This window comes from Methyloprofundus sp. (assembly GCF_965251085.1).
Lineage (GTDB): Bacteria > Pseudomonadota > Gammaproteobacteria > Methylococcales > Methylomonadaceae > Methyloprofundus.
Genome location: NZ_OZ252594.1, coordinates 1847331 through 1867582, shown reverse-complemented (window position 1 = coordinate 1867582; position 20252 = coordinate 1847331). Strand labels below are relative to the sequence as shown.

The window sequence follows — 20252 nt, the reverse complement described above, 5'->3', positions numbered from 1 at the left end:
TCATTCCTGCATGCTTCTAGCAGGAATCTAGTGGGTGAAGCATAGATTCCCGATAAAAGACTTCGGGAATGACGAGTTTGTTAACATGCTGATTATTCATGTTTTATTTTACTATGGCTGAGAGTCATACGTAATCAAAAATCCTTATAAGCAAGCAAACTAAAAATAATCTACTAGTAAAGTTTTAAATGCAAGTTTTACTTCAAAACTGTTTCTTGGCAATACATACTTCCATGTCCACGAATTTATGGGCCGGTTTTAGCCGATAGCTGTGTTGCAGAAATCACTACTTGGCCAGCTAAGTACCTGCGTACATTTAACAATTCTGTAGGATGGGTAGATCGTAGCATCGGTTTTTTAGGTGCGCAGAGAAACCCATCAATCCCACGTAAAATGATGGGTTTCTCTTCGAGCTCTTACGAGTCGCAAAAAGACGCTCTACCCATCCTACGTAAAATCTTAACTCAAAAATGTTAAATAATGATGCCTCCATACTTATGTGCCAGCTTCAGCGCCCCCGTATCAAGTACGGGGCAGGCTTTGCTATAGACAAAAATCAGCTCACTAGACAACCACATCCGTGAGACCGTGCGAAGTATAACTGAAACAGCTTCAGATAACTGTTTCAGTACTTATTTATAGTCACAGAAAATAACGAGCAATCAATCTTATTTACACCAATACCCGTTCAATCCCACCTTTTGACGCTTGCTTAATATAGCTCTGCATCCAGTCTTCTCCTAAAATATTTTTAGCGATTTCTACCACAATATAATCTACTTCCAATTGATCCACTTCACCTTCAAAGCGTTGCAGGCCCTGTACGCAGGATGGGCATGACGTCAGCATTTTAATTGGGCCATCATTTCCAGCAGCACGAAGCGTAGCGGCATCATCTTGCAATTCTTCTGCTTTACGGTAGCGTACGCCGGTAGAAATATCGGGGCGGGCTACGGCTAAAGTACCCGATTCACCACAGCAGCGATCAGATTTATGTACGTCAGTACCCATTAATTCATTCACCGTTTTCATCGGATCTTGCTGTTTTAATGGGGTATGACAAGGATCATGATACATATACTGGTTACCACTGAGGCCTTCCAGTTTGACACCTTTTTCCAGTAGGTATTCATGAATGTCGAGCAGGCGGCAACCGGGGAAGATCTTGTCGAATTCATAATCCTCTAATTGATCCAGACAGGTTCCGCAACTGACTAAAACGGTCTTGATATCCAGGTAATTCAAAGTATTTGCCATACGATGAAACAAGATACGATTATCGGTGGTAATTTGATCTGCTTTCTCGAAATCGCCTCCAGCACGTTGCGGAAAACCACAACATAAGTAGCCGGGAGGCAGTACGGTTTGTACGCCTATTTCATATAGCATCGCCTGCGTGGCTAATCCAACTTGAGAGAACAAACGTTCAGAACCACAACCGGGAAAATAAAATACCGCTTCGGAATTAGTGCGGGTCTTTTGTGGATCGCGAATAATCGGCACGATGTCATTACTTTCAATACCTAATAATGCCCTTGCGGTTTTGTTCGGCAGCTTGCCTGGCATTTTACGATTGGTGAAATGTACGACATATTCTTTCATGTTTGGCTTACCAACCGATGCAGGCGGTTGTTTAATCTGTGATTTCCCCCAGGGCCGGATCAAGAAATTACCTATGCGCTGTCCTTTATATGCCCATTCGATCAGCACTTTGCGCATTAATTTAACGCTATTTGGATGACCCGTAGATAAGAAAGCTATGGCTGCCTTTTTTACCGGATTAAAGCTCTGCTTACCCATTTTACGTAATAAATTACGCATATTCATCGATACATCGCCAAAATCGATATCCACTGGGCACGGGCTTTCGCATTTGTGACAGACCGTGCAATGGTCAGCAACATCCTCAAATTCTTCCCAATGACTGATGGCAATGCCACGACGGGTTTGCTCTTCGTACAGAAATGCTTCTATCAGTAGCGAGGTTGCAAGAATTTTATTCCTCGGTGAATACAATAAATTAGCGCGGGGCACGTGCGTAGAGCATACTGGTTTACATTTACCACAACGCAGGCAGTCTTTAATTGAATCCGAAATAGCACCGATTTCACTCTGCTGCATAATCAGTGACTCATAGCCCATTAAACTAAAAGAAGTCGTGTAGGCGGCGCGAAGATCAGCACCTGGCATAAGTTTGCCTTTATTAAAACGACCCTCTGGGTCTACCTCTTGTTTATAGTTATGAAAATTGGCGAGTTCTTCTTTTGTGAGAAACTCATATTTGGTAATACCTATACCATGTTCACCAGAGATTACGCCGCCCAGAGAACGGGCAAGTACCATGATACGAGCAACTGCAGCATTGGCCTCCTGGAGCATTTCATAATGATCGGAATTAACGGGTAAATTAGTATGTACATTGCCATCGCCTGCATGCATATGCAAAGCGACAAACACACGACCGCGCAATATATCTTTATGGGTCATTTCCAGTCGGTCGATAATCAGCTTAAAATTATCGCCTTCAAATATCTCTTTTAACTCCAGCAATAATTCCTGCTTCCAGGAAACGCGTATTGAATGATCCTGAAGGCGATGAAATAACGTCGGTTGTTCGGCACGATTGGTGAATTCATCCGCTTTAATAGCATATTTTGCAAAGGCGTTTTCTGCTTCAGCTAATGGAGTATCCAGGTTATCATACAACCACTGCCAGCGTACGCGTACCTGTTCGACAGTCTGCAGCGCAAGTTCATGTCGATCGCCAATCAATTCGACCTTATTAGCCTCATCTTCATAGTGACGTAAGGGCAGTTCGCCTTGCAGAAATTCGCTAAGTGCAGTACATAAGCGTATTTTGTTACGCAATGATAATTCGATATTAATACGCTCGATACCATCACAGTAATCGCCCATGCGAGGGAGCGGAATAACGACATCTTCATTAATTTTGAAAGCATTGGTATGCTTTGCGATAGCAGCAGTACGCGAGCGATCCAGCCAGAAAGTCTTGCGCGCTTCGGGACTCACCGCAATAAAGCCTTCTGCACCCCGCGCATTACACAGGCGTACAACTTCGGAAACGGCTAAAGCGACCTGATTTTCATCATCGCCGACTATATCGCCAATTAAAATCATTTTCGGACGGCCTAGATGCTTGGCTTTACTGGCATAACCTACGGCTTTGATATATCGATCATCCAGATGCTCAAGCCCGGCTAACATCACTCTCGATTCACCTTTTTTGGGTAAGGCCATGAGGTAGTCACGAATTTCTACGATGGCAGGAATAGCTTCTCGAACCTGTCCATAAAACTCCAGGCAGATAGTCCGCGCATGTGCAGGCATTTTATGCAGAATCCAGCGCGCTGAGGTGATAATACCATCGCAGCCTTCTTTTTGTATGCCAGGTAAGCCGCCGAGAAATTTATCGGTAACATCTTTACCTAATTCACCTTTACGAAATTGAGAGCCGGGAATAATCAGTGGTTCTTCAGAAAGTAATTTTTTACCGCTGGCATCGAAACGCTTGAGTGTAAAATGCACCTGATCCTGGTCATGAATTTTTCCTAGGTTGTGCTTGAAACGTTCTACTTCTAGCCAGTTGCCATCAGGCGTTACCATGCGCCAGGAAACCAGGTTATCTAAAGCTGTTCCCCATAAAACTGCTTTTTTTCCACCCGCATTCATCGCAACATTTCCGCCTATGCAAGAAGCATCGGCAGAGGTAGGGTCACAGGCAAAAACTAGGCCTGCATTATCCGCAACATCCATAACTCGACGAGTGACGACGCCAGCACCGGTATAAACCGTAGCATAAGTTTGCTCTATGCCAGCTAATTCACTAGCGTGATCGACCTGACCGATTTGCATCAGTTTTTCAGTGTTAATCACTGCAGAAAATGGAGTTAAGGGCACTGCTCCACCAGTATAACCCGTACCGCCACCACGCGGAATAATGGTCAAACCTAGCTTGATACAATCTCTAACTAGTTGACCCACCTCATCTTCATTACGGGGATAAAGTACTACAAAAGGGTATTCAACACGCCAGTCAGTGGCATCGGTTACGTGCGAGACGCGGGCAAAACCATCGAAGCAGATATTATCTTTGCGCGTATGTTTAGATAACAGCGCCAGGGATTTGCTGCGCATTTTTTCTGTATCTTTGAAGTGAGCTTCAAAGGCATTGACCGCTTGATGCGCTGCGGCTATTAATTTTGCCACGCGTTTAGCCCTGTCTGCTCCTTCCGCCTCATACTCGGAATGGCGTTTTTCCATCTGTGACAGTCTATGGCGTAACGCTTCTAGTAAAGATTTGCGGCGCTTGCGGTTATCTAGAAGGTCGTCTTCAAGGTACGGATTACGTTGTACTGCCCATATATCGCCGAGTACTTCAAATAGCATTTGCGCGGAACGCCCAGTGACACGTTCACCACGCAGTGAATCCATCACCTGCCAGCCATCCTCGCCTAACAGACGAATGACAATTTCCCGGTCAGAAAAAGAGGTGTAGTTATAAGGGATTTCGCGTAATCTCACTGGCGATGGTGAGGTAGGTACTAGGGGGGATGATGTATCCACAGTCATGCTAAATAATGGGGTGCTTAAAAAAACTTATTTTAGCATTTTCAAGGTAAGCGCTCAATAGTCAGCGTACTTCACGGCAACTCAGATTAATGCCAAACTATCCCCATTGTTAAATACCACGGGGAATTTTAAATGGCAGCGTTAGAAAAAATACAGGCAAAGACTTTCTGGCCTATTCACATAGAGCACTGGCAGGCATCAGGCCAATCACAGGTAGCTTATTGTCGACAGCATGATTTATGTCCGCAAAAGTTAGGCTACTGGAAACGTAAATCGACTGTAAAGCCGACTACTTCCCCTACAGGGTTTACACGTATTCGGGTTGACGGGGATCGTTCATCTGCGCCAGTCCCAGGATTATCTTTGCAATTTAATGATGGTATTCGGTTGGAAGGTATTACGCAGGATACTATGCCGTGTATTCAACCACTGCTTGAGCTGTTGCGATGACGGTTGTTATGCGTCCCTCTCTGTCTTTGACAGAAGTGTATCTGTATCGGCAGCCCATTGATTTTCGTAAGTCACATCGGGGCTTATCGGCGATTGTTGAATGTGAGTTAGGGCATAATCCTTTTGAGGGGGCTCTCTATGCCTTTACGAATAAACGGCGGAATAAGATTAAATGCCTGTTTTGGGAAGATAATGGTTTTGTCCTTTATTACAAGTCATTGGTAGAAGAAACATTTAAGTGGCCTAAGGGTGAGGAAGAGACATTAACCTTAACAGGCCAGCCGTTAAACTGGCTGCTGGATGGCTTTGATATTAGCGCGATGAAAGGTCATAAAAAACTTCAATATGAGTCTGTTTTTTAGCTGTTTTTGTGTTCATTATTGCCACTATAAATGCTATAATAAAGCCATGATTTTAGCCGATATTTCAAGTATAAAACAACAAGATAAAGCCGGTTCTTTGCTGTCGGAGAGTGTTGCTTTGTTGCTTGAAAAAGAAGAGGCTATTGATGAACTGACGCGTGTGATTGAAGTTAAGTCTGGGGTGATTTCCGAACAGAAAAAACGCATCCTTATTCTGGAAGAGGTACTACGCTTATCTAAAATAAAACGCTTTGGATCATCCAGTGAACAATCTCATCAATCCTCTTTGTTTGATGAAGCAGAGAATGAAGCGGATAGCGATGAGGAGCTAGACCTGGAGGCTGATGAAGCACCTGAGGACGAAAAACAAACAAGTTCTACTGGCACCAAGAAAAAGCCGGGACGCAAACCCTTCTCAGATAAGTTACCTCGCGAGCAAATTTTTATTTATTTAACCGATGAAGAAAAAGAAGGTGCTATTGATACTTTCTTTACTAAAGTGAAAGAAGAGCTGGATATTATTCCTGCTAAAGTACGTGTTCTTGAATACATGCAGGAAAAAGCGGTCTTTATCAAACAGATTGAAGGCGAAAAACAACGCCAGGTTAAAGCCGCACAAATGCCCAGACACCCTATTGCCAGAGCAATGGGAAGCATCAGTTTAATGTGCTTTGTTATTATCGCCAAGTATGCTGACGGCTTACCTTTATATCGGCAAGAAGGCATCTTGTCTCGTTATGGGGGTGACATCTCCAGAGCGACATTAGCAAACTGGATGATCGCACTGGCTAAACAACTTCAGCCCCTGATTAACCTGATGCGAGAGCATCAACACACAGGGGCAGTCATACTCGCTGATGAAACGCGGGTTCAGGTATTAAAAGAACCGGGGCGGCCAGCGACCTCAGATAAATATATGTGGGTGACGCTTGGCGGGCCACCGGGTGAAAAAAGCATCCTGTTTGAATACGATCCCTCTCGTAGTGGAGACGTCCCCATGCGCCTGCTTGACGGCTTTAGTGGCTATCTGCAAACCGATGGCTATGCGGGGTACAATGCCGTGTGCCAAAAAAACAGCATCACCCAGCTGGGGTGCTGGGATCATGCGCGTCGTTATTTTAAAGATGCCCAGAATGCACAGCCTAAACGCAAAAAGGGACAAAATAACAAACCCTCAAAAGCAGGTAAAGCGCTGAGCCTGATCAATAAACTGTATGTCATTGAGCGAGAAATTAAAGACCTGTCAGTGGATGAAAAATATCAGCAGCGCCAGGAGAAGAGCATTCCTGTATTGAACCAGCTCAAAGCCTATCTGGAAGAAAACCAGCATAAAGTACCTAAAGATAGCCTGACAGGAAAGGCAATGACTTACCTGAGTAACCAGTGGGAAAAACTCAATGTGTATTGCACCCATGGTGAACTCAATATTAGCAACATCCTGGCAGAAAATGCGATTCGCCCGTTTGTGATAGGGCGCAAAGCCTGGTTATTTTCTGATACCCCTGCAGGTGCTCGTGCCAGTGCAATACATTACAGCCTGATAGAAACAGCTAAAGCAAATGGGCTGGAGCCTTATGCATATCTTAAGCAGGTTCTCACTGCTTTACCTTATGCTGATACGGTTGATAAAGTGGAGGCTTTGTTGCCCTGGAATATTAAAAAATCAGATACGCCTGAATAGGGCAAGTACGTGCTTCGTTGAGCGCTTACTTTTCAAGAGTCAGCCGTAAACATTCAATACCTTGAATTACGCTGGATAACAGCATTTTTTAGTTGCATTATAACAATAGTGTTTAAAGGGCTTTAATGCAAAGATTAGAATGCCAATGTTCAGGTTATTGATTTGTTATGTTTTTGAATTATTATTTTTCAATCAAATTTTTCATCGCCCGTGGGTTCAATATGTGAAGTTTGATTCATCTTCTGGCGAAATTTTGATAATTCAAAGTACATTCTTTGCCGTGCTCGGCTTTGGTTGCCTAAGGGTCTATGTTCAGCTAGGCAGTGCCACGGGTTCATTTTTAAGCGTTTAGTAAATTCTATTAAAGCCTTGGATTCAAACTGCTGTCGAGGAATATGTACTGTAGCTACGGGTATAAAGGGGGAGGTCCATCGTACTGAAGCATTTTCTATAGGCATTTTGTGAGCATCTGTTTGTAATTGAATCATCAGGTCAAACTCGACGTCTTTTTCGTTTAAGGTATTTACCATATTGTCTCTTAAATAATTGTAGGGAACATGACCAAATGGAAGCCCTGGAATTTTTTTATAGACTTCTGTTCTAGGTACAAATGAATACATCATTGCCTGCCCCTCACCTAACAAATAAGGCACACAACTCCAATAACGCTGGCCTAATGGGTTAGACATAAGTTCATTCCAAAGGCTTTGCATTGCTACATCAAGAAGGTGAGTATCTTTTGGGTTAAGAAAATAATAGAGTGACATGTCTAGCAGACTCCAATATTGTAGTTTTGCATTTTCACGGGTATTTGGAGTAACAAAGGTAGGCGTGGTGACGGTAATAAAATCCTGAGTATATTTTTCTTCTGGCATAAGTTTTTTTCCCGGTACTCCCATAAGCTTAACGGACATACTCATAAAGCCTACATCTTCAATATCTGCAGGAACATTGGGCCCAGGTCCAGCATAACGTACATAAGCTGGGTAAGTTTTAGCCTCGGCAAACACCCCAACGCGGCAATGTTCCGGGATATCATCTCTAATAGTTACCGTGGCATGTAAAACGCCATGCGTTTTACTATTTCCTCCTCGCTCGTAACCTCCAGGTTTGAACCGCCCGCGCATTTGATCGGCCATTTGGTCGATAATTTTATCGAGGCTTTCTTGTTCATCAGCGTCAATTTTTTCTTCAGCAATTTTCAAACCTTCATCTTTACGTTGAATATTGATTAATAACTGAATAACCCAGGCAACGGGTTCACGAAATAAGTAGTTCCAAGCGCTGCGAAACCAGGGTTCTAATCTGCGTTCAAAATGCATCAACTGCAGAAGAAAGCTGTGTAACCACATTAATATTTTATGCTTAATATTCATAACTGATCACTCCGGAACATCGGTTAAAGTGGTTAGGTATTGCAAAGCTCTCAAACCAGGCATAAAAAAATATCCGCCACCCCGCACAGTCACAAATTGTGGAAGTTGACAGGTTTTATGTTGCGGACCAGCGGCTTGAGGCTGGTGAAATTGATTGCTCGCTTCGCCATCAAGTAATTTATGTCGGTTTCCTAATATAGGGTCACTTTGTTGTTGCAAGCCAGAAAATTTACTATTGTCATTCCATGCGTTCTGAACAAATTCAAACTGCCTGGAAATGTTGCCGGCAAGGCAAATAAACTGTAAACCGCGATCTGCATTTTTTTCCTTAGAAACGATGGCTTGTTCAGGTGATAACATAGTTCCATACGCACGGCCACGCCTGAGTAATCGATGGTAACGTGTTGAAGTCACTAAATCGTCTTCGGGTTTTAGGCCAAAACCTAGTTTTCTTTTAAGTCGACTTATAAGCCCGGGTGGGCCAGCTGATAAATCACCCGTGCGCGGGTTTGAGCGACGAATATGTGCGCTAATGGGACATTGATTACCTACTGGGTCCTGATCATAGTTAAAATTGTTATCCTTGTTCTCAATACCAGGAATATTTTGACCAAGCTCAGTAATCAAAGGTGTGCCTTTATCATCTAATTGTCTACCCACCATGGCAGCAGCAAGTTGTTCCCGGTTATCACCCGCTTGTTCTTGCATAAAACGCCAAAAACCCTGAACATCCTGGCTTAGCTGGCGACAGATAAGGTAGGATCCATTGCGGCCCAAATCCTTTAAACCGGGCTTATCTTCAGCATCTGGTAAAATACAGGCCTGTGGATCTACGCCCACATTGATAAGGGGTCTGTCGGTGTAATAACCGTATTCATTTTTATAACCTAAAACGACTTCCCCTTTGGCAAGTAAATTTGAATACCGGTCACGAGTATGAATTTCTGTACTTTGTTGATTATCCCAGTCAATTTTAGGCTGGCTGATACCATCTGAAAATCCAAAAGGTTCTTTGTCTAAGATATTGGAGGTAGGTAATTCGCTTATTATCTGAAAAGCATTTGAAAAATGTTCGCCTTGTACTTCTTGTTTCCAGCTTGCAAAATTATTTCCCCTGCCATACATCATTAATATAATACCTAAATCCTGCAAGCATTATACATAATAATCCACAAAACTCCTTATTAAACAATGATATAATATCATTTTCCTGATTTCACTATCTCATTGTTTTAATGAAGCCCTCTAAAGTATCAAAATCCTCATCTCACGTAAGAAACCGTACCCGAACGGTAAAAATGACATCTACAGCACATGGATTGACAAGCCAGGCGGGACTGATTCCCGTCGTGAAATATTTAGACAGGATAGGTTTTGAAAAAACCGTAAAACAAAGCGTTCCACATCGGCGGGGTGAAAATGCAGACCATCACTTATCTGATGTGGTTCTATTGACGTTGGTTGGCATGATGGGGGGAGCAACATCAATGGCAAAGGTGACGACCGTATGGGCAGATAGCGTACTGCGCAAAGTAGCTGGCTGGATAAAGATTCCTGTTGAAACCACAATTTTACGGATCTTTAAAGAAGTAAGTGATAGGCAGATAAGCCAGTTTGAAACGCTCACGCATACTTTGCGTGGTCAACACTGGCGGCGATTGCTTCGTTCCGGAAAATCGAAAACTGGCATACAATCCGTCCAGTGGGTCGATGTCGATTCAACTGTGGACACCGTTTGTGGTCGACAAGAAGGAAGTGCCAAAGGCTTCAACCCCAAAAAGAAAGGTGCCCGTTCATACCATCCACAACTCGCTTTTCTAGCGGAAACAAAAGAAATTTTACAAGCCTGGTTCCGGACAGGCAATGCCTTTACAAGCAATGGTGTTGTAGAATTTACCAAACAGTTACTTGCACACTTGCCCAATCGGATGCGCATTATTTTTCGCGGTGACAGTGGTTATTTTGTCGGTGATTTGCTTGAATTTCTCGATACCAGAGGGCATGGGTATCTAATAAAGGTTAAACTTAAGAATTTGAACGCATTGCTGGCCAAACAGGCCTGGACAGCCATACAAGGCCGACCCGGTTGGGAGCAGAGCGAGTTTCAATATCGTTGTGGTGGCTGGTCTCGCTCTCGTCAGTTTGTCGCGGTCAGGATAAAGCAACCTAAACAAGTGACAGGACCTCAGTCCGAGCTTTGGGATACGGCAGAATATGACTATTTTTGTTATGTAACAACTGAACCTCTATCGCCTTGGCAAACACATAAGAAGTATGGTGAACGAGCGACGTGCGAAACATGGATTGAAGAAGCAAAATCACAAATGGGTTTAGGTAAAATCAGAACGAATCAATTTCTGGCTAATGCCGCATTATTTCATTGCGCCGTTCTTGCCTACAATACCGTGCGCTGGATGGCTCAATTGAGTGGCAACAAAACGTTGTGCCAATGGGAGCCGGATACACTTCGTACTTATCTGATTCGGGTGGCTGGAAAATTACTCACAGGCAATAATCAGCTGAGAGTCAGAACACCTGCAGATCCGCTCTATCCACAGGAATGGGATGATTGGGTTAAGGTGGGGTTACTCGCTTAACATTAACCGAAGTTAAGTCACTTTGATTAAAAGGTCATGGCACGTTGGCAGGGTGTTTATTGCCTTGGGCTCGGGGGATATCCATACGATACAAAAAATTTCCTCTATTTATGATTTAAATCTGGATATTTTGATCGGTTGGACAAAGAGGGCTGGCAAAGCGGCAGTAAAAACCTAATAACCACTTAGCTAGACAGGTTAATGAGAGTCAAAATATGGGCTTGCAGGATTTAGGTAATATGTGGTATTTTTTTAATATCTCCCCCCCAGTCCCATAGTTCTGGTGAATTATTAGCGATATCTCCTAGTCGGCGCGAGCGGCTTTCATCGCCAGACATTCCAGTAATAAACTCATCAGAAAAACCGTCTATATATAATTCATTTAACTCAAGGGTACGCAAACCTTCGACAGAAAAGGCTATTTGTAATGCGCATTCGTGTTGGTAACTGGTTGCATTCGTAAAGGGTGCTGATTGTATCCATAGTCTGGCGGCTTTGACTTCTGTTATATTCAGAAGCAAAAAGCAAGTTTCTTCTAATTCACCATGCCCACAACGGACTAAGCCTTGTAAATCGTCAAATTCAAAATCTTTTACTGATCTCATCGCTATTCTCCTACCTAAATCAGACTAAGCCATTTGCGTATTTCCGCATCACTAGACTGACGAATTTCCACTCCACGTCTAATGCGACTGTTCCGGGCTAAATCAGTAGCGGTTAAATCCGGATAAGCTTTATACCAGACTTCACTAGGAAGCTGATGTCGTCTTTGCGTGTATTTAAAGGGTTGCTCTCGTGCAGCTCCCTGATTAATAAGCCAGTTTGTATTGGGGTAGCCTACGCTATTGCTGAAACTTAGGTTTAATCCCCAGCCTACCTTGTTTATAAAATCATCCATATAGCTTTCATGACTACCGTCATAATTACTCGCAAAAAATATGCGCTGATCATTATCTAAAAAGACCCAGCGAGCAAAATGAATTGTTTTTATTCGGGCAAGAAATCCACGGTTAAAGATATGTCGTGTTAAATAACTCAGCAAAAATAGAATAAACTTAAAAGTAAGTAAACGAAACTTTCCAGGTTTGACATCACCAAGCACGTTAAATTGATTACTAATATAATGGTCTTCCTGGATTGATAGTCGCTTAATATGCTCCCGGCTCGGCCTGATAAAAAGTTCTGGGTCAGATCGTTCCAACATGCGTAATCGAATTAAATAAAAAGGTGCAAAAATAACAGCTACAGGAGTTAAAGCTATCAATAACAGTGGTATTGATAGCATATGTAAGTAATTCTTGATTTTCCATTGCAGGCTTGAAGGCTGTGCAGGTGTTAATACGAGTCTATCCGCATGCTTTTCAAATTCAATATGAGACAATAACTGCTGGCGTAATGCACGTGGGTTTTCACGGTCATTCTTATCAACAATTTGTTGCAGGTAATTCGCAAGGCATTTATGCAAATTTTCTTCTTCATGTATTTGCTTAACGGTCCTGCCTATCCAATTTATGTAATTAGCCGCAGGTTCTATATTATGCGACTTCATCCACTGCATCAGATCAGTTTGCTGATCATACTCTTCACAATGTGAAAAAATTTTACTTAAACCTTCACCTGCTTGTTTGATTAGCTCGGTGAAAAATTCTAGCCTATCCCCGTCAAAATCACCAATAAAAGCTAATTGAGGGTGCCACGGACGGGGTGTTACGCCGAATTCTTTAATATCGGCAATGGTATTTAATTCCAGAATGGTGAAGCGAGCAACATGTAATTGCTTAAATTGTGCGAAGGGAAGCAGACTATTATAAGGATCAGCATGTCCTGCAAATTGATTCATCTCTGCTAAAAGATCACGCAAGGGCAAGAGTTGATCATTACGAATGGGCGCAACAATCATAAATGTTGATTGAAGTATCATAATATTTGTCTGTTATCGGTTTAACGTTGCACTGGCTAGTAAAAAAACTTACAAAAATACATCACCCCTTTTCAGGTCGCTTGACTACGGTTAAATTAAAAAAAGTGCCATAACCGCTAGCGTCAAAGTAGCGTATCTTATTCTAAAGGTTGCTGAACCAATGCAAAGTCTAAAACGCGAGTGTTTTTCCACCATACTTTTCCAAGGTAAATACCTGGTTCTATTTCGCGTATTTCATCACGTATGACTTTTGCAAAAAATGAAGTTTTAGAATAATCAATGATGATGGTGTTTTTATCATCCATCCAGCTTTTATCATAATAAACCTTGGCAATAATAAAGGTCAGGCTGAAAGGGGTCACTTTATTGACCAGTACGCCAGCCTTACCATCTGCTGCAAACAGATCGAAAACTTTTCCTTGCCAGGCAAAGAGGCGGGCAAATAGGGCTAAGGCTTTGGAATATATGGAGCCAGCAAGAATTGCTGTGCCACGGGTATCCCCAGTGGGTATATTTCCAGCTTCTGCGTTGTTATAAATTTCGTCAAGCTCCTCACGAGACTTGCTTAACCAGGACTTTACCGTATCGTGCATAATATATTCTCCTTATTTTCTTAATTTAGCTGCATGGACATAAACTAGTTGCCGCACCGCGTTCATCCTACCTACTGGTTCATGTTCAGGTAGACTTTGCCATGGATTAAAATTACATCCTTCACATTCTGATAGTGCTTCAGCAGTATCAAAATTCTGCTTTTCTATAGTGATTGTTGCTACTACTTGAAAAGGGGAAATAGCTTCATCCCAAATAGTAGAAGCATCCTCAATAGGCATTTTTTGTGGGTCGGTTTGTACTTGCACTGCAAAATTAAAACGCGCAGAATCTTGTAGTAAATGAGCTTTAATAGCGGAACGTAGTTGGTTCTCACCTGGCTCTACAATTTGCGTGGTTTTATAGGTGGAGCAGGGTATGACAGAATATTTTACAATCTGATCGCCTAAACGAAATGGAACCGTACTCCAGTAACGTACGTCTAGCGGACTAAGGTGCTTTTTACGTGCTTTAATGACAATTCCCAATGATTTAAGGTGTGAATCAAAGGGGTTGATAAAAAAACCAATTTTTTTATCTTTTTGCCGTGCTTGTATAAACTTTAGGAAGTCTTCAGGAGTCGCGACAAAAAGGGCAGGGTAACTGTTTAAAATGAAATCCTGTAATCCGTTCTCTCCCCAAACTGCGCTCCCTTGTACCGATGATAATTGAATAGAGAGTCCTCGAATATCCTTTTTACTGTCATCCTGTTGAGTGGCGTTGGCAAATCTTAATTTAGCTGGGTAACTTGCAGCAGTGGCAAAGACTCCTTTTTTAAGTTCTTCTGGTATATCAGCATGAACCCTGAATTGCGCCTTTAAACAGCCTACAGTTTTTGCCTGATTAAATCTAGGAACAAAATTGTCTTTTGTTTCGGCGCTAGAGATTGCCTCGATAGCAGCATCCATATCTGCAATTAACTGGCTTATTGGTATTTCATGTTGCATGCATTTCTACCTTTATCCGTTAATCCTAGATAAATCAGTTGAGCGTGAATTTATAGTGCAAGATATTGAATTCATTTAATACTTTCAAAAAATATTGGCTTCACCTGTAGGTTAAGCGGGTATTTTTTTGGAAGTGCTGTGGAATCAATAGTTTGCGCTAGAAAACGTGAGCAACTGATTTTTCTAGGTAAATTGTTTATTCACTAAAACTTTCATCTGTGATGGCACTTGGTTTAGGTTTCCATTGCAATGAATAATATTCCCCTTTATCTCTAGCCCAGGGGTCAAACACATTCATTACCCCAGCTAATTGCTCAGAAAGTTCAGGCATGGTGCGTAGTAAAATTCTTTTTAATGGAGATACCTCTACCTCATGACCATTGTATAATTCAGCTTCCATTTGTTTGCCATCAGGGCCGTTATTCAATACCCAGTCGACACCTAGATAGGAATAAAATTCGGGGCGAAAACTAGAGGTAAAAAAACGGTCACTAAATAAACGTCGAGAAGCATTGAGAATAAAGACATGAAATTGTGTTTCAGAAATAGCAAAGCCGTGGGGCCGAGTATATTCAGATAACCATCCAACGAATAAGGTTAGATTGTGATCGCGAAGCGAGCCACAATCTGAACCGTTTGTTGGACAAGCCCGGCACGATAGTAGGAATTCATTTAATGCGCTCTATGAAAATAGCTTTTTGTTGATCAGCCCGACTGATGAATCGAACCTCTGTTTTTACCTGTTTAACTGAACTTTGAGCGTTGTCCATTGCAGTCAACTCTCAAAGTCCAAGTATCGGAGCAAAATTCTGCCTTAATCTCCGATTTTAGCCCAAGCAACTCCCTCAGCATTTAATCCGCTGATAGCCTGGGTCGAAGTGTTTAAATTTACATAAGCGCTAGTGATTCCAATTGTTAAGTTGGCAAAGGCTGAAACATTATTTCCACCCTGGGTATTTGCCGACGCCCAACAACCATCGCCCCGCCACAACATTTGCAACTGAATGCCGGCCGTACTTTGAGTGCACGCAATATCTTCGTCGGGTCAAACTTTAGCAGGGAGTGAATCAACTTAATAACACCCTTGCTATTCGGATGTAAAAAGCCATAATTGCGCGCACGACGAAAGCCTTTAGGCAAAACATGTTGCAGCACCAGCCACAGAAATTTAGCCCCCGATACCGTTTTGGTTTGATAGCGTTTGGTTTTGCTGTCTTGATAACGGTAGGTTACTTTGCCATTTTGGCAGGATAAGATATCCTGTTCACGAATCACACCACGATACAGGTATCGACCCAGATATATCAATGCTTTATCGCCTGCACCGACAAACTTACAATCGACCACCCATTTTTCCGGAATAGCTGTGGGAAATGGCAACTTTTCTTCGTTCATACGCGCTAGCATCTTTGCACGAAATACTTTTGCTAGTGCTTTATGATGAAACAGGTATTTGCCTTCCTTAGTGCGCCAGAGCTTCTTGATTTTATCCACGATTGCCGCAGGCATAATGACATGAATATGCGGATGATAATTTAATTCGCGTGAGTGTGTATGTAAGACAGCAATCGCCCCGGCATCGCCTTGCAACTGCTTATCATTTTTACTAAAACTCTGTAAAGTCGCCCAGGCACAGTCAAACATCATACTGTAAAGTAACCGCGGATGCTGCCTGGCTAACGACCTTAACTGCGCAGGTAAGGTAAAGGTATTCATAAAATAATCAGCAGGGACTTGTTTTTGTACCTGTCGTTCAATCCATTGTTGACTCTCATGATGTTGACAATGCGGGCAGTTACGCTGGCCACAGGAATGAGGCACAAAGGTTTGATAGTCACAGTCTGCACAGTTAACCTGCATCACAGGACTCAGCTGTGTCCGACAGCTCTTCATGGCATGTAATGCACTGATCTGATTGGAGCGTAAACGAGATTGATACTCGCTTAAAAAGTCAGACTGAAATTGATCAATCACTGCAGCTAGGGTTATCATGAAATCTGCCCCCAGTGAATAGAAAAGTCATTGACTAACTGATTAATGTGCAGCTCTGCATTCTCATCGGTAATATCGGTCAAATGCGTATAGCGAGCCGTGGTTACTAAACTGGTATGGCCCAGAATCTTCTGCAACTCAACTAAATCAACCCCGGCTTCTAACAGGTGAGTGGCGTAACTGTGGCGCAGCGAGTGGCAGGAAATCTTTTTTTTAGTCCCATTTCTTGCGTCACAAGACGGATTGTCTTCTGGATGCCACCGCGATCAAGGGGGGATTCAGCAAGATGTGCACCTTTTAGACCCCGGGCACGGTTGGGAAATACCAGCACTGGATTTTTATGCACAGCCCAAAACTTACGCAACACCTTCAAGGTATTCACAGGCAAAGGCACAAGCCGATCCTTATTGCCTTTGGCATTGCGAATATGTACCCGCATGCGTGTCGCATCAATATCACCTACTTTCAGGCTTAAGCCCTCGCCCAAACGTAAACCTAGACTGTAAATCGTAAAATAAAAAACTCGATAGCTTAGATTACGGGTCGACATAAACAGTTGTTGTGCTTCAACCACAGTGACAATATCGGGTATACGCGTACATCGTGGTGGTTTAATCATTAGCACATCAACCCACGGCTTTTGTAGCACATGTGTATAGAAAAACTTGAGACCATAGAGATCTAGTTTCACGGCACTCCAGGAAAGGCGGCTTAAAAGAGCATGAAAATAATCCACCAGTTGATCTTGCGTTAAGTTATCCAGATGCCCCTGAAAGTGTTCCCCGATACGGCGAATAGCGCGTGAATAAGCGTCAATGGTTTTGGGTTGCAGTCCCTTAAGCTTTAAATGCTTACAGTGCTGGATATAATAATGGTTGAATTTAAGCTCTATCGATGGTGTCATAACAGTGTAACCTCATTATTGTTAGTTGGATGAGCTTACAAGTTACCTGTTATGCATATAACAGGCAATGAGGTTACACTTTAAATTTAAGGGATGCGCTGTTTTTCTCCGCGATAGCGGCTTCGTCCAACAACAGTATCTACATCTTCAACATTGTCAACCATACTACCATCGGGGTGACCTAAGCAGTCATTTATTGCTGAGCCATCTGCATTTAATTGTGCACTGGTAATAACTTTACTCGCATCACAACGGTGTTGACCATACACCTCACGAAGTAGCTTAACCAAGCGTTGTTGCTCTTCTTGTTCAGCACTGTCCTGCGCTATGCGTTTATCCATGAAATCATCAAAACTTGTCAATTGTGTAAGACCATATTGGCGTCTAAACTCATTAAAACGTGGAACACCTCTCTCCCTGTCACGAATCAAATCTAGAGCGGCTATATCAATTTGGTCTGGAGCTCCTGGAATATGGGATAAATCCAGATTCTGGAAGAATTGTGCATGATTTTGTAAAGTTAATGCACCTAACCTTTGCCTACCCATACTTAGAGCCCAGTTACCCAATCCTCCCTCAGTCATTGCATCAGTTGCTTTAGCACGAAACGTACTAATAATAGGGATTTTAGTACTGATTTGATTAGGGTTTTTTAATTCACGAAAATCTAACAAATCGGGTAAAAGTGGATGTAATCGATAAACAGTCGTAAATTCTTCAGGGAAATTAAAAGGTGAACCAAAGTGGTTGACTCCACCATTGACATGCTCTGGATTCGATAAATCCCAAATATCTGTTTCATCGGGAAAATAGCCTAATATACCTGGGTGGTCTGCGTAACGCTTGCTACCTAAACCAAAAATACCTGCACCTGATGCAAATACCGAGTAAATTTGATTAGCTTTTTTAGTATCACCCGAACTTTCTAATTGGTTGACGACCACTTTTTGCAGAATATTACTGACCGGATCATCTTTTTCCAAAAGACCATTCCAATTAGCATTCATACCCAAAAACATAGGTTCATCATATAAAAGCTGGGTTGTCCATTCTATGGTATGTATTTTGGCCATTTCTGCTGTAATAACTAATCGGGCAATCTGAAATAGTTCTTCGTCCGTGACCTGATCATAGCGAATGATTTGTTTGGGTTTAACTGGGTTACGTAATCCTGAGTCAGCGGATGGGGTATCGGCTGTTATCGTTCTAAATTTATCGACAAACAGGTTATGCTCGCGAATAAATAAATTATGGTAAAAGCTTAAACCTATAGTCCAGGCATCTCCAAAAGCGGCTGCCTCCTGTCCTTCCCATGCTGGATTAATAGGATCATCACTGGTAAAAACGGGTAAATATCCAAATTTTTCCCCGGCTCCGGTATGATGACCACGAGGGCGCATTAATAACTTTGCTGTATCGTTGGGGTCACGTTTTACGCGTTGAATGGATAATTCATCAAAACCATAAATTTGTGATCCATCCCACCATGCAGTCACCGTATTTTCGGTAGTTCGATGTGCACGTGATTGGTATTTTTTATTCTGGTGATCAAACACAGGTGCGGGTTCACTTTGAGCAATAAACGCTTTACCTACTTTATCATTTGGCCTGCAACCTAGATCTGCAACCTGCTCAGCTGTTAATGCCTGTTCTTTGTTATTTACTTTTTGCGATGTACAGCCCACTGACATGCTGGTTCCGGAGTTATTTCCCTCACGTAGGTGATAAAACCAGTCATGGGTCATAAATTGAATCCAGTAAGCTGCGAGTACATTAAAAAAGGGGGCTTTCTTATAATCACAATGGGAATTTTTTTCATCATCTAGCAAGCCTTTACCCTGGTTGCAGGCACTTGGTTTACTCTGCTGTCGGGTGAACAATTTACGTGAAATAACTTGAGGGTCAGGTTTCAATAAACTTAACCTATCCCCATGGCGATTACGCGCTAGTTGGTTTAAACCTAAGTCAGGAAAAGTATCTTCAAATTTTATATTTCGTGCAAATAACTGATTTGTAGAGCCCATTGCAGGGTTATATATGTCATTACAAATCCCGGTTAAAGTACGGTGACGAATGAGTTCACCCTTACAAAGCTGTGATCCGGTAATACTCGTTACTTGTTGAAAGTCTGCGTGAGTTTCAGGCAATTGCATGGCATCCCATTGCTTAATGAGTGCGCCACTTTTGCCATTTTCACCTTTTACATAAAGTTCATAAGTACTATTGTCAAAAAGGTTAAACTTGATTAATTCCATACGCTGGTATTCCAAATCTAACAAGACTCCATCTACTCCGCGTCCATTTGGTTTTAAATGTTTACCCAGCTCTGTAATTGCTTTGTGGCCATCTGCTTTCGAACTAGCATCACCAGCCCCCCAATAGTTAGACCAATCAAGCCAGACACTGTCGCGGTTGTCCATTGCTTTTTGGCCACCACGACAATTTGCTACATCTTCAGTAACCTTACCTAAAAAACGTTCTGTCTGATTATCCGCAAGAGGAGGAAGTCCATGAGCAGAAACTCTGATACATGCGTGATCTGCTTTATCTAGTTCCTTTTGATTGTTTGAAAAAAGATTACATGATATTAAACCTGATACGATCAGAACAAGGCATGGCAGCTTGAAATAACCCTTCATTTTTTATTCTCCAAGAACTAATTCAGATAATTTGTTTTGAGCATACCTTTTAATAGGTAACTTGTCTTGACCCAAATGGGTCAAAATTATGCTGATTTTTATTTTTTTTCTGGTAATTATGTCTAACAAACAAACTATGCTTCACTTTAACAAGTGATAAGTAATTTTATTGATGTATTCACGAAATTAATAAATAGTATAA

The 20252-nt window shown here is 42.2% G+C and carries 14 protein-coding genes and 1 pseudogene; 4 read left to right on the top strand and 11 right to left on the bottom strand.

Annotation, left to right across the window (positions count from 1 at the left end; all coding sequences use genetic code 11):
• Positions 1-672: 672 nt before the first annotated feature.
• Positions 673-4590 carry a DUF3683 domain-containing protein gene (locus tag ACQY3F_RS08550; protein ID WP_428354424.1) on the bottom strand — a complete coding sequence of 1306 codons (3918 nt, stop codon included), beginning with the start codon at positions 4588-4590 and terminating at the stop codon, positions 673-675.
• Between the two features lie 132 nt (positions 4591-4722).
• On the opposite strand from ACQY3F_RS08550, the gene tnpA reads away from it, so the two are divergent.
• Genes tnpA through tnpC form a run of 3 tightly spaced genes read left to right on the top strand, consistent with a single transcriptional unit; the run spans position 4723 to position 7083 of the window.
• Positions 4723-5040, top strand: coding sequence for an IS66 family insertion sequence element accessory protein TnpA (tnpA, locus tag ACQY3F_RS08545; RefSeq protein WP_428352923.1), 318 nt, complete (start codon positions 4723-4725; stop codon positions 5038-5040).
• Positions 5037-5402, top strand: coding sequence for an IS66 family insertion sequence element accessory protein TnpB (gene tnpB, locus ACQY3F_RS08540; RefSeq protein WP_428353150.1), 366 nt, complete (start codon positions 5037-5039; stop codon positions 5400-5402). Before tnpA ends, tnpB begins: the two co-directional genes overlap by 4 nt.
• A gap of 46 nt (positions 5403-5448) precedes the next feature.
• Positions 5449-7083, top strand: a complete 1635-nt coding sequence (tnpC, locus tag ACQY3F_RS08535) for an IS66 family transposase (RefSeq protein WP_428354423.1) — start codon at positions 5449-5451, stop codon at positions 7081-7083.
• Positions 7084-7271: 188 nt separating this feature from the next.
• Here tnpC and ACQY3F_RS08530 read toward each other — a convergent pair whose 3' ends face one another.
• Positions 7272-8459 (bottom strand): catalase family protein, encoded by a 1188-nt coding sequence (locus ACQY3F_RS08530; RefSeq protein ID WP_428354422.1) that lies wholly within the window; start codon positions 8457-8459, stop codon positions 7272-7274.
• Between the two features lie 6 nt (positions 8460-8465).
• A complete protein-coding gene (locus ACQY3F_RS08525) occupies positions 8466-9587 on the bottom strand; it encodes a Dyp-type peroxidase (RefSeq protein WP_428354421.1) in 1122 nt (373 codons plus the stop codon).
• Positions 9588-9694: 107 nt separating this feature from the next.
• Here ACQY3F_RS08525 and ACQY3F_RS08520 point away from each other — a divergent pair, with 107 nt between their 5' ends.
• Positions 9695-11056, top strand: a complete 1362-nt coding sequence (locus ACQY3F_RS08520; RefSeq protein WP_428352972.1) for an IS1380 family transposase — start codon at positions 9695-9697, stop codon at positions 11054-11056.
• Between the two features lie 230 nt (positions 11057-11286).
• Here the strand turns inward: ACQY3F_RS08520 and ACQY3F_RS08515 are convergent, their stop codons facing one another.
• The 8 genes and pseudogenes from ACQY3F_RS08515 to ACQY3F_RS08480 all read right to left on the bottom strand — a co-directional run bounded on the left by ACQY3F_RS08515 (position 11287) and on the right by ACQY3F_RS08480 (position 20050).
• Complete coding sequence (locus ACQY3F_RS08515; protein ID WP_428354420.1) at positions 11287-11661, bottom strand: hypothetical protein; 375 nt, start codon at positions 11659-11661, stop codon at positions 11287-11289.
• Positions 11662-11675: 14 nt separating this feature from the next.
• Positions 11676-12977 (bottom strand): hypothetical protein, encoded by a 1302-nt coding sequence (locus ACQY3F_RS08510; protein ID WP_428354419.1) that lies wholly within the window; start codon positions 12975-12977, stop codon positions 11676-11678.
• A 137-nt stretch (positions 12978-13114) separates the two neighbouring features.
• On the bottom strand, positions 13115-13570 hold the full coding sequence (locus ACQY3F_RS08505; protein ID WP_428354418.1) for a hypothetical protein: 456 nt from the start codon (positions 13568-13570) through the stop codon (positions 13115-13117).
• Between the two features lie 12 nt (positions 13571-13582).
• Entirely contained in the window at positions 13583-14515 is a 933-nt protein-coding gene (locus tag ACQY3F_RS08500) for a hypothetical protein (RefSeq protein ID WP_428354417.1), read from the bottom strand.
• A 196-nt stretch (positions 14516-14711) separates the two neighbouring features.
• Positions 14712-14942, bottom strand: a complete 231-nt coding sequence (locus ACQY3F_RS08495; RefSeq protein ID WP_428354416.1) for a hypothetical protein — start codon at positions 14940-14942, stop codon at positions 14712-14714.
• Positions 14943-15430: 488 nt separating this feature from the next.
• Positions 15431-16507 (bottom strand): IS91 family transposase, encoded by a 1077-nt coding sequence (locus tag ACQY3F_RS08490; RefSeq protein WP_428352924.1) that lies wholly within the window; start codon positions 16505-16507, stop codon positions 15431-15433.
• Positions 16504-17411 (bottom strand): annotated as a pseudogene (locus tag ACQY3F_RS08485) (tyrosine-type recombinase/integrase). Before ACQY3F_RS08485 ends, ACQY3F_RS08490 begins: the two are co-directional and overlap by 4 nt.
• Positions 17412-17497: 86 nt before the next feature.
• Positions 17498-20050, bottom strand: coding sequence for a peroxidase family protein (locus tag ACQY3F_RS08480; protein WP_428354415.1), 2553 nt, complete (start codon positions 20048-20050; stop codon positions 17498-17500).
• Positions 20051-20252 lie beyond the last annotated feature (202 nt).

Coding starts and splice junctions, on each gene's coding strand:
- ACQY3F_RS08550 (WP_428354424.1), bottom strand. CDS start 4,590: ATGACTGTGGATACATCATCCCCCCTAGTACCTACCTCACCATCGCCA.
- tnpA (WP_428352923.1), top strand. CDS start 4,723: ATGGCAGCGTTAGAAAAAATACAGGCAAAGACTTTCTGGCCTATTCAC.
- tnpB (WP_428353150.1), top strand. CDS start 5,037: ATGACGGTTGTTATGCGTCCCTCTCTGTCTTTGACAGAAGTGTATCTG.
- tnpC (WP_428354423.1), top strand. CDS start 5,449: ATGATTTTAGCCGATATTTCAAGTATAAAACAACAAGATAAAGCCGGT.
- ACQY3F_RS08530 (WP_428354422.1), bottom strand. CDS start 8,459: ATGAATATTAAGCATAAAATATTAATGTGGTTACACAGCTTTCTTCTG.
- ACQY3F_RS08525 (WP_428354421.1), bottom strand. CDS start 9,587: ATGATGTATGGCAGGGGAAATAATTTTGCAAGCTGGAAACAAGAAGTA.
- ACQY3F_RS08520 (WP_428352972.1), top strand. CDS start 9,695: ATGAAGCCCTCTAAAGTATCAAAATCCTCATCTCACGTAAGAAACCGT.
- ACQY3F_RS08515 (WP_428354420.1), bottom strand. CDS start 11,661: ATGAGATCAGTAAAAGATTTTGAATTTGACGATTTACAAGGCTTAGTC.
- ACQY3F_RS08510 (WP_428354419.1), bottom strand. CDS start 12,977: ATGATACTTCAATCAACATTTATGATTGTTGCGCCCATTCGTAATGAT.
- ACQY3F_RS08505 (WP_428354418.1), bottom strand. CDS start 13,570: ATGCACGATACGGTAAAGTCCTGGTTAAGCAAGTCTCGTGAGGAGCTT.
- ACQY3F_RS08500 (WP_428354417.1), bottom strand. CDS start 14,515: ATGCAACATGAAATACCAATAAGCCAGTTAATTGCAGATATGGATGCT.
- ACQY3F_RS08490 (WP_428352924.1), bottom strand. CDS start 16,507: ATGATAACCCTAGCTGCAGTGATTGATCAATTTCAGTCTGACTTTTTA.
- ACQY3F_RS08480 (WP_428354415.1), bottom strand. CDS start 20,050: ATGAAGGGTTATTTCAAGCTGCCATGCCTTGTTCTGATCGTATCAGGT.